Raw genomic sequence first — 13,969 nt, 5'->3', positions numbered from 1 at the left:
CGAGATGACGCTCGACCCGGCGAAGCTCGGCGCAAATCCGCCGCGTCGCACCCGGATCGTCGTCCCCTGCTACAACGAGGCCGCGCGCCTGGACGCGGGCGCGTTCCGGGCCTTCGCTGCGCGCGAGCCCTCGGTCGGGTTCGTGCTCGTGAACGACGGCAGCCGCGATGGGACGCCCGCGCTTCTGCGCGAGCTGGAGGCGGGCGATCGCGATGCCTTCTCGGTCGTCGACCTGCCGCGAAACGTCGGCAAGGCGGAGGCCGTTCGCGCAGGGCTCCTCGCCGCGTTCGGCTCGAGCGTTGAGTTCGTCGGCTACTGGGACGCCGATCTCGCGACCCCGCTCGAGGAGATCCCGCGCTTCGTCGAGGTGCTGACACGTCTGCCGGGGATCGACCTGGTCTTCGGCGCGCGCGTGCAGCTGCTCGGTCGGAGCGTGCGGCGCAGCAGCGTGCGCCACTACCTGGGCCGCATCTTCGCGACCGCGGTCTCGCACGTGATCGGCCTGCCGATCTACGACACGCAGTGCGGCGCGAAGCTGATGCGGCGCACGCCCGAGCTCGCGGCGTTGTTCGCGACCCCCTTCGCGGTCGGCTGGACGTTCGACGTCGAGATCCTCGCGCGGCTGATCCGATCGCGAGAGGGAGGACGGCTCCCGCCCGCCGCCGAAGCCGTCTACGAGCTTCCGCTCGACCGCTGGCACGACGTCGCGGGGTCGAAGGTCCGGCCGGTCGATTTCTTCGTCGCGTTCTTCGAGATCGCGAAGATCTGGTACAGATATCGCTGGAGGGGCGAGTGAGTCGGCGAAGAGTGCAACGGCCGCCACTGGTGCGATTGCGCGAGCCGGAGGTCGCGCGCGTGCGCGAGCTGCTCGGCGAGATGGTCGGGCGCCGCGTGGTCGTCGTGGGCGACGCGACCCTGGACGCCTACGTCGTCGGCGAGGTCGAGCGGATCTCTCCCGAGGCCCCGGTTCCGGTGCTCGCGGTCGAGCGCGAGGAGTTCATGCTCGGCGGCGCGGCCAACGTCGCGAAGTGTTTGGTCGCGCTCGGCGCCCAGGCGCGGCTGTGCACGGTGATCGGCGACGACGCCGATGGCGCGATCTTCCGCAGCGAGGCGGCGAACCTGGGCATTGCCCAGGCGGGAATCCTCTCCGATCGCGAGCGGCTCACCACGCGCAAGACGCGCATCGTCGCGCGTCACCAGCAGGTGATCCGGCTGGATCGCGAGACCGTGGCTCCGCTCTCTGCGGCGCTCGAGAAGCGCCTGCGCGCGCGGATCGCCTCGGCCGTGCGCGCGGCCGACGCGGTGATCCTGTCCGATTACGCGAAGGGCGTGTTGACGCCGGCGGTCTGCCGCGCCGCGATCGCGGCGGCCGGAACCCGGCCCGTGCTCGTCGATCCGAAGAGCCCGCCCTGGGAGCCGTTTCGCGGCGCCACGGTGCTGAAGCCGAATCTGCGCGAGGCGGAGTCGTTCGCGGGCTCGCCGCTCGCGAGCTCGGACGACGCGTCGCGAGCGGCGCTCGCAATGGCGGCGGAGCTCGGCGTCGGCCACGTCCTGATCACGCGCGGACAGGCGGGCATGACGCTCGCGAGCTCCGCGCGTGACGGTGAGAGCGCCGTGGTCGAGATCGCCGCGCGTCCGCGCGAGCTCGTCGACGTGACGGGCGCGGGTGACGTGGTGGCGGCGAGCGTCGCGCTCGCGCTCGCGGCGGGAGCCGAGATCGGCGAGGCGGCGTGGATCGCGAACGTCGCGGCGGGCGTGAAGGTCGGGAAGTTCGGAGCGGCCACCGTCACGGGGCAGGAGATCCTCGCCGAGCTCGGCGCGAAGAGCGCTCGCTCCCACGAGAAGGTCTTGGATCGCGACCAGGCCGCCGAGCTTGCCGCGAAGCTTCGCGGGCAGGGGCGAAGCGTGGTGTTCACCAACGGCTGCTTCGACATCCTCCACCTCGGTCACGTCCGCTACCTCGAACGCTCGCGCGCGCTTGGCGAGGCGCTGATCGTGGGCGTGAACACGGACGCCTCGGTACGCCGGCTCAAAGGGGCGGGCCGTCCGCTCCAGAGCGAGCACGACCGCGCGCAGATCCTGGCATCGCTCGAGTGCGTCGACGCCGTCGTGCTCTTCGACGAGGACACGCCGCTGCGGCTGATTCGCGCGCTGCGCCCTGCGGTCCTGACGAAGGGCGCGGACTACAAGACCAAGCGCGACGTGGTCGGCTGGGACGCGGTCGAGAAGTGGGGCGGACGCGTGGAGCTGGTGGAGCTGGTCGCCGGCCGGTCGACCTCGAGCCTGGTCTCGAAAGCGCGAACCTAGCGACGCGCCTGATCTTTCGTCGCTGTGCGAGATCGGGCTTGCGATTAATCGAACGATCGAATAATTTCGACCCGTGGCCAGCCGAAAGACGCCAGCGCGGAGCCGACGGGTAGGGCGACCGGTTCGGAGCGAATCGGCGGACGACGTGCGCAAGCGCCTGGTCGAGGTCGCGCGCGAGCTCTTCGTCCGACGCGGTTTCGGCGAGGTCGGAATCCGCGAGATCGCGCGCGCGGCGGGCGTCACGCCGGGAATGATCTCGTACTACTTCGGCGGGAAAGTCGGCCTGTACGAGGCGATGCTCGCCTCGGTCTTCGAGGAGATGTTCGGACGCGTGCGGGAGCTCGCCGCGAAGCCCGCCGAGGGCAAGGGGCCGCTCGCTTCGCTGATCCGCACGTACATCGCGACGATCGCGGACCATCCGTGGGTGCCGCTGCTCCTTCTGCGCGAGATCGTGACCGGAGACTCTCGTGCGCGGGCTCGCTTCATCGAGCGCTTCGCCTCGCGTGTCTCCAGTCTTCTCCCGAGCCTCGTCGAAGCGGAGATCGCGCGCGGCGAGCTGCGCGCGGATCTCGACCCGAAGCTCGCGGTGCTCTCGCTGCTCGGGATGAGCTTGTTCCCGTTCCTGGCCCACCCGCTCGCGGGCAAGGTGTTCGGCTACGAGCTCGACCCCGCATTTGCCGAACGACTTCTCGCGCACACGACGCAGCTCTTCTTCGACGGCGCCCGCCCGCGCGCGGAGACGACGTGAGGAGCCGCGGGCTCGTCGCGCTCGCGCTCTGGCTCGGCGCCTGCGGCGCCGACCCGGCCGATCTGCCGTCGCTCGGAACCCTGGAACGGGATCGGATCGAGCTCGTCACGGAGGCCAACGAGCCGATCGCCTCGATCCCGGTTCGCGAGGGCGAGTCGGTCGTCGCGGGCCAGCTCCTGCTCGCGCAGGACGACGCGCTTCTCGCGGCGCAGCGCGCTCGCTTCGCGGCTGTGCGCGACCAGCTGGGCGCGCGTCTGGCGGAGCTCGAGCGCGGACCGCGCGCCGAGCGCATCCGGGAGGCGCGCGCGCGACTCGTCGGAGCGGAAGGAACCCTGCGCAACGCGAGCTCCGAGTGGGAGCGCGCCCGCGCGCTCGAACGGCAAGCCTTCGAGTCCGCGGCGACGCGGGATCGGACGCGCTCGCGGCTCGACGAGGCACTCGCACGCCGCGACGAGGCGCGCGCCGCGCTCGAGGCCCTCGAGAGCGGAAACACCTCCGAGGAGCTCGAGCAGGCGCGCGCGGGGCTGGCCGGCGCCGAGGCCCAGCTTGCCGAGATCGAGGTCCGAATTGCACGTCTCGAGGTGCGCGCTCCGTGCGCGGCGCGCGTGGATGCGCTGCCGTTCGAGCTCGGCGAGCGCCCACCATCTGGCGCGGTCGTGGTGATCCTGCTCGCGGCGGGTCCGCCGTATGCGCGCGTCTACGTGCCGGAGCCGGTGCGCGCGCGAATCGGCAGCGGAAGCCGCGCGCGTGTCCAGGTCGCGGGGCTCGAGGCCGAGCTCGACGGTCGCGTGCGCAGGCTCGCGAACGAGGCGGCCTTCACGCCGTACTACGCGCTGTCCCAGTACGACCGCGGGCGTCTTTCGTACCTCGCCGAGGTGGAGATCGGCGGCGACGCGACGGCAGCGCTGCCGACCGGCGTGCCGGTGGAAGTCCGCTTCGTCCTCGATTCGGACGCGAGCTCACGCACCGAGGGTCCGCCTCGATGAGCTCGGAGATCGCGATCCACACCCGAGGACTCACGCGCCGCTTCGGCCGTCTCGTCGCCGTGGATCACGTCGATCTCGAGATTCCGCGCGCCGCGATCTACGGCTTCCTCGGCCCCAACGGCTCGGGAAAGTCGACCACGATCCGCATGCTCTGCGGACTTCTCACGCCGAGCGAGGGCGAGGCGGAGGTGCTCGGGCTGCAAATGCCGCGCGACGCCGAGAAGCTGCGCCGCAAGCTCGGCTACATGACCCAGCGCTTCTCGCTGTACGAGGACCTCTCGGTGCGCGAGAACCTGGAGTTCCTCGCAGAGATCTACTCCCTCGATTCCGCGCGGCGTGCGGCGCGGATCGCGGCGCTGCTGGACGAGTTCCGGCTCGCCGACCGCGCGGAGCAGCGCGCGGGCACGCTCTCGGGTGGCCAGCGTCAGCGGCTTGCGCTCGCCGCGGCCACACTGCACGAGCCCGAGCTGCTCTTCCTCGACGAGCCGACCAGCGCCGTCGACCCGCAGAGCCGTCGCGACTTCTGGGAGAGTCTGTTCGATCTGGTCGAGCGGGGCACGACGATCCTCGTCTCGACGCACTACATGGACGAGGCGGAGCGCTGCCACGGCCTTGCGATCCTCGACCGCGGGCGGATCGTCGCGTCGGGAGCGCCCGAGCGCCTGATGCGCGAGATCGACGCGGCCGTGCTCGAGATCGAGGGGTCGGAGCTGCGCGCGGTGCGCGAGGTGCTCGCGCAGATCCGCGAGGTGCAGAGCGTCGCCCAGCTCGGCCAGCGGCTGCACGCGCTGGTCGACCGCGCGGTCGCCGAGCCGGAGGTTCGCCTGGCGCGTGCGCTCGACAGCGCTGGAGTCGAGGCGAGGGTGTCGCTGGCGCGCGCGAGCCTCGAGGACGTCTTCGTGGCAGCGACGCGCGGCCGGCGCGAGTCGGAGGTTCGCGCGTGACGGGCCTCTCGCGCTCGCTCTCGCGCGTGGCCGCGATCGCGCGAAAGGAGTTCCGCCACCTGCGCCGCGACCGCCTCACGGGCGGTAGGGTCGCCGGCGTTCCGCTGATGATGACGGTCCTGTTCGGTTACGCGATCAACCAGGACGTGCGCCACCTGCGCGCGGGCGTCGTGGATCTCGCAGGAACGCAGAGCGCGCGCTTGCTCGTGCAGGAGGCGCAGGCGACGCAGGTGATCGACGTCGTCGCGAGGGCGGAGTCCGTCGCGGCGCTCGAGCAGCTTCTCGTCGCGGGCCGGATCGCGGTCGGGATCGTGATCCCTGCGGACTTCGAGCGCCGTTCGGCGAAGGGTGATCGGGCGCGCGCGCAGCTCCTGGTCGATGGCGGCGATCCGATCGTGCTCGGCGCCGCGCGCGGCCTGGTCTCGCTGCCGGTCGCCGACCGCTTCGCGAATCCCGCGCTCGCGGCGTGGCCCCGCGCGCCGACCTTCGAGCTTCGCGCCTACTACAACCCTGAGCGGCGCTCGCCGGTCCACATCGTTCCCGCGCTCTGCGGCGTGATCCTCACGCTCACGCTCGTGCTCTTCACCGCGGTCGCGATCGTGCGCGAGCGGGAGCGCGGCAATCTCGAGCTCTTGATCACGACTCCGGTCCAGACGCCGGAGCTCATGATCGGGAAGATCGCGCCGTACGTGGGGATCGGATACGCGCAGGTCACGCTGATCCTGCTGCTCGGCCGCTACGTCTTCGGCGTGCCGATCCAGGGCAGCCTGATCGACCTGTACCTGGGAAGCGGCGTCTTCGTCGCGGCGGCGCTGACCTTCGGCCTGCTGATTTCGACGCTGGCCGAGACCCAGTTCCAGGCGTTCCAGCTGGCATTCGTGACGTTCCTGCCGCAGATCCTGCTCTCGGGTTTCATGTTCCCGTTCGACGGGATGCCCTGGCCCGCTCGCTGGCTGGCCGAGGTGCTCCCGCTCACGCACTTCCTGCGCATCGTGCGCGGAATCATCCTGCGGGGCGCGACGCTCGGCGACGTCTGGCCGGACATCTGGCCGCTGCTGCTCTTCTTCGCGGTCGCGATCAGCCTCTCGATCCTGCGCTTCCGGAAGCGCCTGGACTGACGAAGACCGCGCGCTCGGATACCTTGCCGCCACCTCCCTCCCCGGAGTGCGAATGCTCGAGAAGTGGCAGGCCGCGGTTCTCGGTCTGGTCGAGGGAATCACCGAGTATCTGCCGGTGAGCTCCACCGGCCATCTGATCCTGACCCAGTCGCTGCTGGGGCTCGACGATCCGGCGACGAAGCCCGCGCTCGACGCGTTCTCGATCGTGATCCAGGGAGGCGCGATCCTGGCCGTGCTCGGCCTGTACTGGCCGCGCGTGCTGCAGATGCTGCGCGGGGTCGCCGGGCGCGACGAGGTCGGCAGGCGCCTGCTCGTGAACCTCGCGATCGCGTTCCTGCCCGCGGCGCTCGTGGGGCCGACGATCGACGATTGGCTCGAGCAGAATCTGTTCAGCCCGCTTCCCGTGCTCGCCGCGTTGCTCGCGGGTGGCGTCTGGATGATCTGGCTCGATCGGAATCGCGACGATTCGAACGCCGCGCGCGGGCTCACGCTCGCGGAGCTCGACTGGAGACACTCGGTCGCGATCGGCCTGCTCCAGTGTGTCGCGATGTGGCCCGGGACGTCGCGCTCGATGATGACGATCGCCGGCGGGACCTGGGTGGGCCTGCGCCCGCGCGAGGCCGCGGAGTTCTCGTTCCTGCTCGGTGTTCCGACGCTGGGCGGGGCGTGTCTGTACCGACTGGCGAAGAACCTGATCTCCGCCTCGCGAAACGGAACCCCCGACCTGATCGAGACGCTGGGCGCGGGCTCCGTGCTGGTGGGAATCGCCGTCGCCACGCTCTCGGCGGCGCTCGCCGTGCGCTGGCTCGTCGCGTTCCTGAATCGACACGGGCTCGCGGCGTTTGGCTGGTATCGGATCGCTCTCTGCGCCGTGATGGCGCTGGCGCTCTGGACCGGCTGGGTGAGGATGGTCTGAGCGACCGCGCGGCGGGGGTCGAGACGCTAGCTCGGCGCGCCCACGAGCAGCGGCAGAACCTGGCCGATCGGGCCGCGCACGACCGCGTCCGCTAGATCGTCCATCTCGGTCGGATCGGCGTTCACGATCACGATTCGCGCGCCGGCGCGCTTTGCCACCGGGACCACGCCTGCGATCGGAAACACCGAGAGCGTGCTTCCGATCGCGAGCAGCAGGTCGCAGCTCTCCGCCGCCGCCTCCGCGCGCTCCAGGTCGCGCGCGACCAGGTTCTGGCCGAACGAGATCGTCGCCGACTTCAGGATTCCGCCGCAGCTGCGACACTCGGGGTCGTCCTCGCCGGCGCGCACCCGCGCGAGCGCGCGCTCCATCGGAGCGCGCTCGCCGCAGTCGAGGCAGGCCACCTCGTGCAGCGTGCCGTGGATCTCCACCACGCGCTCCGGCGACGAGCCGGCGGCCTGGTGCAGACCGTCGACGTTCTGGGTGATCAGCAGCTCGAGCCGTCCGGTCCGCTCGAGCGCCGCGAGCGCCAGGTGACCGGCGTTGGGTTTGGCCTGCCAGGCGGAGGATTCGAGCCGACTTCGCCAGGCGCGCCTCCGCACCTCCGGATCGGAGACGTAGTGGGAGAGGGTCGCCATCTTCTCTGCGCCGGGGTTGCGGGTCCAGACTCCCTTCGGGCCCCGGAAATCGGGAATGCCGGATTCGGTCGAGATCCCCGCCCCGGTCAGGGCGACGATCCGCCGCGCCTCTGCGATCCACCCGGCGACCTCCGAGAGGTCCGATCTCGCATCGCTCATCATTTCATTCTCGCATGCACTGGCGCGCTCGGACGAAATTCTCCTACGATCCGACCATGAGCGAACACCCGACGTCGTACCACTGTCCGAAGCTCCAGCCTCGGCGGATCGACGGAAAGGGAGGCCGAGCGCTGGTCGTGCGAGAGCCGATCGAGGCCGGCGAGCTGGTCGTGGTCTGGGGCGGCGAGGTGCTGCACGCCTCGCGGCTCGAGTCTCTCTCTCCCGCGGAGCGGCTGCTCACGATCCAGGTCGAAGAGGATCTGTACCTGGTCTCGGCGACGGACGGCCCCGCGGACTGGGTCAATCACTCGTGTGCCCCGAACTGCGGGCTCTCCGGGCAGATCGCGCTGGTCGCCATGCGCCGGCTCGAGCCCGGCGAGGAAGTCTGCTTCGACTACGCGATGAGCGACGGGTCGCCGTACGACGAGTTCTCGTGCGGCTGCGGCGCTGCGACCTGTCGCGGCCAGATCCGCGGCGACGACTGGAACCGCCCGGAGCTCTGGAAGCGCTACAGGGGGCATTTCTCGCCCTACCTTCAGCGGCGCATCGACGCCAAGCTGGCGGCCAGGCGGCGAGTGCGTTCTCATGCCGATACGGGGCGGCAGGTCGGGCAGCAGGGGAGGCGAACGTGAGCGAGCCAGTCCAGGAGTACACCGGAGCGATCGACCGAGGCCTCGAGGGCGTCGTCACGTGCACGACCTCGATCAGCACCATCGAGGGCTCGACGCTGCTGTATCGCGGCTACACGATCGAGGACCTCGCCGCGCACGCGAGCTTCGAGGAGGTCGTCTACCTGCTCTGGTACGGCTGGCTGCCGACCCGCCGCGAGCTGGAGGAGTTCTCGACCGACCTCCACCACAGCATGGCGCTGCCGCCCGAGTCGTTCGGCTGGTTCCACGGGCTCCCGACGCGCGTGCACCCGATGGACTTCCTGCACGCGGTGATCGCCGGCATGACGCTGCACGATCCCGACGCGAATCTGGTGAACGCCGCCGCGACGCTGCGCAAGTCGACGCGCCTCGCCGCCCGGATCGGCACGATCGTCACCGCCTACCAGCGCGTGCGCAGCGGCCAGTGGCCGCTGCAGCCGCTGCCCGACCAGTCGATCGCCTGGAACTTCCTCTACATGCTGAAGGGCGTGGAGCCCGACGAGCAGGAGGTCCGGCGCTTCGACACCTGCCTGATCCTGCACGCGGACCACGAGCTCAATGCCTCGGCGTTCTCGGCGCGCGTCACCTCGAGCACGCTCTCCGGGATCTACTCCAGCGTGATGGCGGCGATCGGCACGCTTAAGGGCCCGCTCCACGGCGGCGCGAACGAGCAGGTCGCGCGGATGCTGCTCGAGATCAAGTCGCCCGATCGGCTCGAGGCCTGGCTCGAGGCCGCGCTCGCCAGCGGCGAGAAGATCATGGGCTTCGGCCACCGCGTGTACAAAGAGGGCGACCCTCGCGCGAAGATCCTGAAGGCGATGAGCCGCGAGATCACGCGCGAGGTCGGTCATCCCGAAATGTACGAGATGAGCGCGCGCCTCGAGGAGCTGATGGGTCAGCGCAAGGGGCTGATCTGCAACGTCGACTTCTACTCGGCGTCGGTCTACCACAGCATGGGCATCCCGATCGACCTGTTCACGCCCGTGTTCGCGACCAGCCGCGTCGCCGGCTGGTGCGCGCACGTGCTCGAGCAGTACCAGAACAACCGGATCTACCGGCCGCGCGGGAAGTACGTCGGACCCACCGGAGAGGTCTACACGCCGATCGACGAGCGCTGAGGCCGGCTCGATCCGAGGCCTGGCTCCGAGCCCGTGACCGCACTCCTTCCCGGCGAGCTCGCGCTTCTCCTGCTCGCGGTGGGCCTGCTGCTCGCCACGGCGCAGCTCTGCGCGTCCGGTGCGCGTGCTCTCGGCCAGCCGTCCGTCCTCGGCGAGCTGCTCGCCGGAATCCTGCTCGGCCCCACGCTCTTCGGGCGCATCGCTCCCGAGCTCTCTGCGGCGCTCTTTCCGCTCGAAGGTGGACAGGCCGCGGCGTTCCAGGGTCTCTCGGTGATCTCGATCGTGCTCTTCCTGGCCGTGGCCGGGCTCGAGGTGGATCTCGGCCGGCTGCTCGCCCGGCTGCGCGTCGCGTCCAGCGTCGGCCTCGCGGGAATCCTGGTTCCGTTCGCATTCGGCTTCGGGGCCGCCTACGCCTGGCCGGCGGGATTGGGCGCCGACGGCTCGGCCGACCCCGGGGTCTTCGCGCTCTTCATCGGGACGGCGCTCTCCATCTCGGCGCTGCCGGTGATCGCGAAGACACTCGTCGACCTCGACCTCTACCGCACCGATCTCGGCGCGCTCATCGTCGGGGCCGCGGTCTTCAACGACCTGATCGGCTGGACGCTGTTCGGCGTGGTGGTCGCCACGTTCACGACCGGCGCTCCGACGATCTCGGGCGTGGCCGGCGGGATCGGGCTGACGCTCGCGGCCGTCGCGCTCGCGCTCAGCGTGGGCCGAGCGCTGGTCCTTCGGATCTTGCGCTGGATCGGGAGCGGCGCCCGCGACTCGGGGGGGATCGTCGTCTTCGTCGTCTGCGCGGCCCTTGCGTCGGCGGCCCTGTCCGAGCTCAGCGGCCATGGCGCGCTGATGGGCGCGTTCCTCGCCGGCGTGGTGATGGGCGGGACGCTCGAGACCTCGCCGCGGCGCCTGATCGCGCTCGAACGCCTGGTCGGGGTCGTCTTCGCGCCGCTCTTCTTCGGAAGCCTGGGTCTGCGCGCCGACTTCGTCGCGAGCTTCGACCCCTGGCTCGTCGTCGTCGTCTTCGCGATCGCCTGCGTCGGGAAGGTGATCGGCTGCGGGTTGGCCGCGCAGTGGAGCGGCCTGCCGCTGCGCGAGGCCTGGGCGGTTGGATTCGGCATGAACGCGCGCGGCGCGATGGAGATGGCGATGGCGTTCGTCGCGCTCCAGTACCGGATCATCTCGGAGGAGCTCTTCGTCGCGCTCGTGGTGATGGCGCTCGCGACGTCGGCCATGAGCGGCCCGGCGATGCGCTGGCTGGTGGGGCGCCGCACGCGCCGGCTCTTCCTGGCGCACCTGCAGCCGCGCACGTTCGTGCCGATCCTGGCCGGCGAGGACCGCACCGAGGTGATCCGAGCGCTTGCCCGAGTCGCCGCGCCGGCCGCGGGTCTCGGAGCCGAGGTTCTCTGCGAGGCCGTGCTCGCGCGCGAGGCGATCATGCCGACGGGCGTGGGGCAGGGGATCGCGATCCCGCACGCGCGCATGCCCGGACTCGGCGCGCCGGTCGTCGCGCTCGGGCTCTCGAACCTCGGAGTGGACTTCGGCGCGCCCGACGGCGAGCTCGCGCGGCTCGTGGTGCTCGTCGTCACTCCAGAGCACGACGACCTGATCCAGATCGAGCTTCTCGCGGAGATCGCGCGCTCTCTCCAAAACGCGGAAACCCGCCTTGCGGTGTCGCACGCGCGCAGCTTCGAGGACCTTGCCGACGCGCTGCGCGCTGCGCCGCATCCGGGGGGGAAGGGCTAGCCGGTGGGCGAGGACGGGGGGAAGCAGCCGCCGAGCAAGGAGTCGATCGCCAGCCAGCTGCTTCGCGGCGCGTGGCGGATGATCGTGCTCGTGGTCGGAGGGACGGTGCTCCTGATCGGCGTCGCCATGATCGTCCTGCCCGGCCCCGCGTTCGTCGTGATTCCCGCGGGTCTGGCGATCCTCGCTAGCGAGTTCGTCTGGGCGCGCCGCCTGCTCGTGCGCGTGCGGGACTACGCGCGCAATTCGCTCGGCCGGACCTAGCGCGGCGCGACGCGCTGGCCCTCGGCCAGGTCCGCGGCCTCGCCCACGACGAGAGCCTCGCCGCCGGAAAGCCCCTCGAACACCACCGCCTGCTCGCCCTGATTGGCGCCGGTGCGCAGCGCCTGCCGGCGCAGGCGGCCATTGGTGACGACCCAGGCGTAGCTCCCGTTCGCATCGCTGCGCACGGCCGAGCGCGGCGCGAGCACGAGCGCGGGACCGCCGGCACGGGCAGGCTCTTCGTCACCGAGAAAGTGGATCCGCACGCTCATGTCGGGGAGCAGAGCCTCGTCCGGGTTCGATATCGAGACCTCGATCTTCAGCGTGCCCTTCTGCCGGTTCACCTGCGGGTAGAGCTTCACGACCCGCGCGTCGTAGCGTAGGTCGGGATACGCATCGGGGACCACCTCCGCCTTGCCGCCGAGCCGTACGCGCGCGAGGTCCGCCTCCGAGACGTCCACCTCGGCCCGGAGCTCGTCCAGGTTCGCAAGCCGGATCAGCTCGCCGGAGCCAGCGAAGCCGCCGGGCACCGCCATCTCTCCGACCTCCTTCAGCTTCGCCAGGATCACGCCGCCGGTCGGCGCGCGCAGGACCGTGTAGTCGAGGTTCACCTGCGCCTGTGCGACCTCGGCCTCGAGCTGCGCGATCTGCGCGCGGTCGACGCGGAGCTGTGTCTGCGCGCTGTCGAGCTCGGACTGCGAGGCGTAGTTCTCCTCGCGGAGCCTGCGCACGCGCTCGGCGTCGATCCGGTGCAGGCTCGCGTTCGCGCGCACGACCTCGAGCCGCGCCTTCGCGCTCGCGAGCGCGGCGCGGTAGTCGCGGTCGTCGAGCTGCACCAGCGGGTCGCCGGTCTTCACGCGGTCCGCCTCGTCGACGAAGAACTTCTCGATCCGGCCGGGAATCCGCGTGCCGACGGAGATGTACTTGTCGGCGGTGACGACGTAGCCGGAGCCGGAGAGCACGGGCGCCGCGGGTGCGCTCCCCCCCGCCTCGATCCGGCTGGCGTAGGCGACGGCGACCTCGCGAGGTCCGCTCCAGAGCAGCCAGGCCGCGAGGGCGAGCGCCAGCAGAGAGCCGACCGCCAGGGCGCCGAGCCAGTGCCTGCGCGGCGGGCGACCGCGCGGAACCGAGGTCGGCGCGCCGCGGTCGATGCGCAGCGCCTGCAGGTCGTCGCGCAGATTCCGCGGGGCGTCGGCGGGCATGCTAGGCCTTCCTCAGCGCGTCGACCGGACGCATTCGCGCGGCGCGCGCCGCGGGCGCCAGGCCCCCGAAGACGCCGATCAGCAGCGACAGAGCGAGCGGCATCAGCAGGTCGCCGGCCGCGACGTGCAGCTGGATCACGTTGGTGGTGAAGGTCGCCGCTCCGAAGGCGATGCCGCCGAGCAGCCACGAGATCGAGCGCCCGAGCAGCGATGCACCGATCGCCCCGAGTGCGAACGCGAACAGCGCCATCATCACGGACTCGGAGAGGAACGCGAGCAGGATCGAGCCGCGCGAGAAGCCCAACGCCCGGAGCGTGCCGATCTCGGCTGTACGCGACTGCACCGCGGCGTACATCGTGTTCGTGGCGCCGAATACCGCCCCCACGCCCGCCAGCACCGCGAGCCCGATCACGATGACGTAGAGCGTGTTCGCCGACGACGAGAGACTCTCGTAGTAGTCGATCTCGCGCGTGGCCTCCAGCGCGTAGCGCGGGTCGTCGCCGATGCGCCGCACGAGCGCGTCCATGTCGGCGCCGGGAGCGACGCGCAGCCGGACGCCCGAATAGGGCAGGGTGCGCTTGGCGTCGTTCGCGAGCTCGCGCGCGTCGACCCAGACCTCGCTCTCGAAGGACGACCCGCCCGCTTCCAGGATGCCGACCACCTTCCAGGTGCCGCGACCGAACTTCAGCTCGTCGCCGAGCGACGCTCCTTTGTAGCGCCTGGAGACGCCGCGGCCGACGACCGTCTCGCCGCTCGACGGAGTGAACATGCGGCCCTCGGCGATCACGACCTCGTCGTGGACGCGCAGGGCCATCGGCTCGACGCCGCGCACCAGCACGTTCTCCCGCCCGCCGTCCGTCGTGGCGAAGAACGGCTGTACCACGAGCTCCGGCGAGATCAGCGGGTTGCCGTCGGCATCGCGCGCGATGCCCTCGAAGAAACGGATCGCCTGGAGCGATTCCAGCGTGAGCTGGCTCGAGCCGTCGTTCGTCGCGCCCTTCCGCATCACCACCAGGTTCTCCGGCGATCCCGACGAGACGAGCGTCCGCTTCAAGCTGGCGATCAGGCTCCAGAACAGAGTCGTCGCGATCACGACGAGCGCGATCACCAGCACCGTGAAGGTCGTGCGGGTGCCGCGCGCGATCAGGCTGCGCCAGCTGTAGGAGATCGGCAGCGCCATGGGCT

General features: G+C 70.9%; 14 protein-coding genes. 11 read left to right on the top strand and 3 right to left on the bottom strand.

The features are described 5' to 3' along the window. Positions 1 to 4 precede the first annotated feature (4 nt). The 7 genes from FJ108_00240 (at position 5) to FJ108_00210 (ending at position 7,019) form a co-directional block, all read left to right on the top strand. The gene (locus FJ108_00240; protein ID MBM4334326.1) at positions 5 to 796 is read left to right on the top strand and encodes a glycosyltransferase; all 792 of its coding nucleotides are present in this window, start codon (positions 5 to 7) and stop codon (positions 794 to 796) included. 80 nt (positions 797 to 876) lie between these two features. Further along, complete coding sequence (gene rfaE2 / locus FJ108_00235; GenBank protein ID MBM4334325.1) at positions 877 to 2,307, top strand: D-glycero-beta-D-manno-heptose 1-phosphate adenylyltransferase; 1,431 nt, start codon at positions 877 to 879, stop codon at positions 2,305 to 2,307. Positions 2,308 to 2,380: 73 nt separating this feature from the next. Then, positions 2,381 to 3,055: a TetR/AcrR family transcriptional regulator gene (locus FJ108_00230; protein ID MBM4334324.1), complete on the top strand. Its 675-nt coding sequence runs from the start codon at positions 2,381 to 2,383 to the stop codon at positions 3,053 to 3,055. Continuing rightward, positions 3,052 to 4,041, top strand: coding sequence for an HlyD family efflux transporter periplasmic adaptor subunit (locus FJ108_00225; GenBank protein MBM4334323.1), 990 nt, complete (start codon positions 3,052 to 3,054; stop codon positions 4,039 to 4,041). The genes FJ108_00230 and FJ108_00225 overlap by 4 nt, the downstream gene beginning before the upstream one ends. Before the next feature lie 14 nt (positions 4,042 to 4,055). Continuing rightward, entirely contained in the window at positions 4,056 to 4,985 is a 930-nt protein-coding gene (locus FJ108_00220; protein ID MBM4334322.1) for an ABC transporter ATP-binding protein, read from the top strand. After that, positions 4,982 to 6,103, top strand: coding sequence for an ABC transporter permease (locus FJ108_00215; GenBank protein MBM4334321.1), 1,122 nt, complete (start codon positions 4,982 to 4,984; stop codon positions 6,101 to 6,103). Before FJ108_00220 ends, FJ108_00215 begins: the two co-directional genes overlap by 4 nt. 52 nt (positions 6,104 to 6,155) lie before the next feature. Beyond that, the gene (locus FJ108_00210; GenBank protein ID MBM4334320.1) at positions 6,156 to 7,019 is read left to right on the top strand and encodes an undecaprenyl-diphosphate phosphatase; all 864 of its coding nucleotides are present in this window, start codon (positions 6,156 to 6,158) and stop codon (positions 7,017 to 7,019) included. A gap of 26 nt (positions 7,020 to 7,045) precedes the next feature. On the opposite strand, the gene FJ108_00205 is transcribed toward FJ108_00210, so the two are convergent. After that, positions 7,046 to 7,813, bottom strand: coding sequence for an NAD-dependent deacylase (locus FJ108_00205; protein ID MBM4334319.1), 768 nt, complete (start codon positions 7,811 to 7,813; stop codon positions 7,046 to 7,048). Positions 7,814 to 7,869: 56 nt separating this feature from the next. Here FJ108_00205 and FJ108_00200 point away from each other — a divergent pair, with 56 nt between their 5' ends. The 4 genes from FJ108_00200 to FJ108_00185 all read left to right on the top strand — a co-directional run bounded on the left by FJ108_00200 (position 7,870) and on the right by FJ108_00185 (position 11,585). Further along, positions 7,870 to 8,445: an SET domain-containing protein gene (locus tag FJ108_00200; GenBank protein MBM4334318.1), complete on the top strand. Its 576-nt coding sequence runs from the start codon at positions 7,870 to 7,872 to the stop codon at positions 8,443 to 8,445. Further along, a complete protein-coding gene (locus FJ108_00195) occupies positions 8,442 to 9,581 on the top strand; it encodes a citrate synthase (GenBank protein MBM4334317.1) in 1,140 nt (379 codons plus the stop codon). Before FJ108_00200 ends, FJ108_00195 begins: the two co-directional genes overlap by 4 nt. 33 nt (positions 9,582 to 9,614) lie before the next feature. Then, positions 9,615 to 11,324: a cation:proton antiporter gene (locus FJ108_00190; protein ID MBM4334316.1), complete on the top strand. Its 1,710-nt coding sequence runs from the start codon at positions 9,615 to 9,617 to the stop codon at positions 11,322 to 11,324. Positions 11,325 to 11,402: 78 nt separating this feature from the next. After that, entirely contained in the window at positions 11,403 to 11,585 is a 183-nt protein-coding gene (locus tag FJ108_00185; protein MBM4334315.1) for a hypothetical protein, read from the top strand. Here FJ108_00185 and FJ108_00180 read toward each other — a convergent pair. Both FJ108_00180 and FJ108_00175 read right to left on the bottom strand, forming a co-directional pair. After that, positions 11,582 to 12,784 carry an efflux RND transporter periplasmic adaptor subunit gene (locus tag FJ108_00180; protein ID MBM4334314.1) on the bottom strand — a complete coding sequence of 401 codons (1,203 nt, stop codon included), beginning with the start codon at positions 12,782 to 12,784 and terminating at the stop codon, positions 11,582 to 11,584. The genes FJ108_00185 and FJ108_00180 overlap by 4 nt on opposite strands. A gap of 1 nt (position 12,785) precedes the next feature. Further along, a complete protein-coding gene (locus tag FJ108_00175; protein MBM4334313.1) occupies positions 12,786 to 13,964 on the bottom strand; it encodes an FtsX-like permease family protein in 1,179 nt (392 codons plus the stop codon). Positions 13,965 to 13,969: the final 5 nt, after the last annotated feature.

The sequence above is a fragment of the Deltaproteobacteria bacterium genome, from assembly GCA_016875225.1.
Taxonomy (GTDB): domain Bacteria; phylum Myxococcota_A; class UBA9160; order SZUA-336; family SZUA-336; genus VGRW01.
The sequence above is the reverse complement of the archived record's forward strand: the minus strand, read 5'-3'. Positions and strand labels throughout refer to the sequence as shown.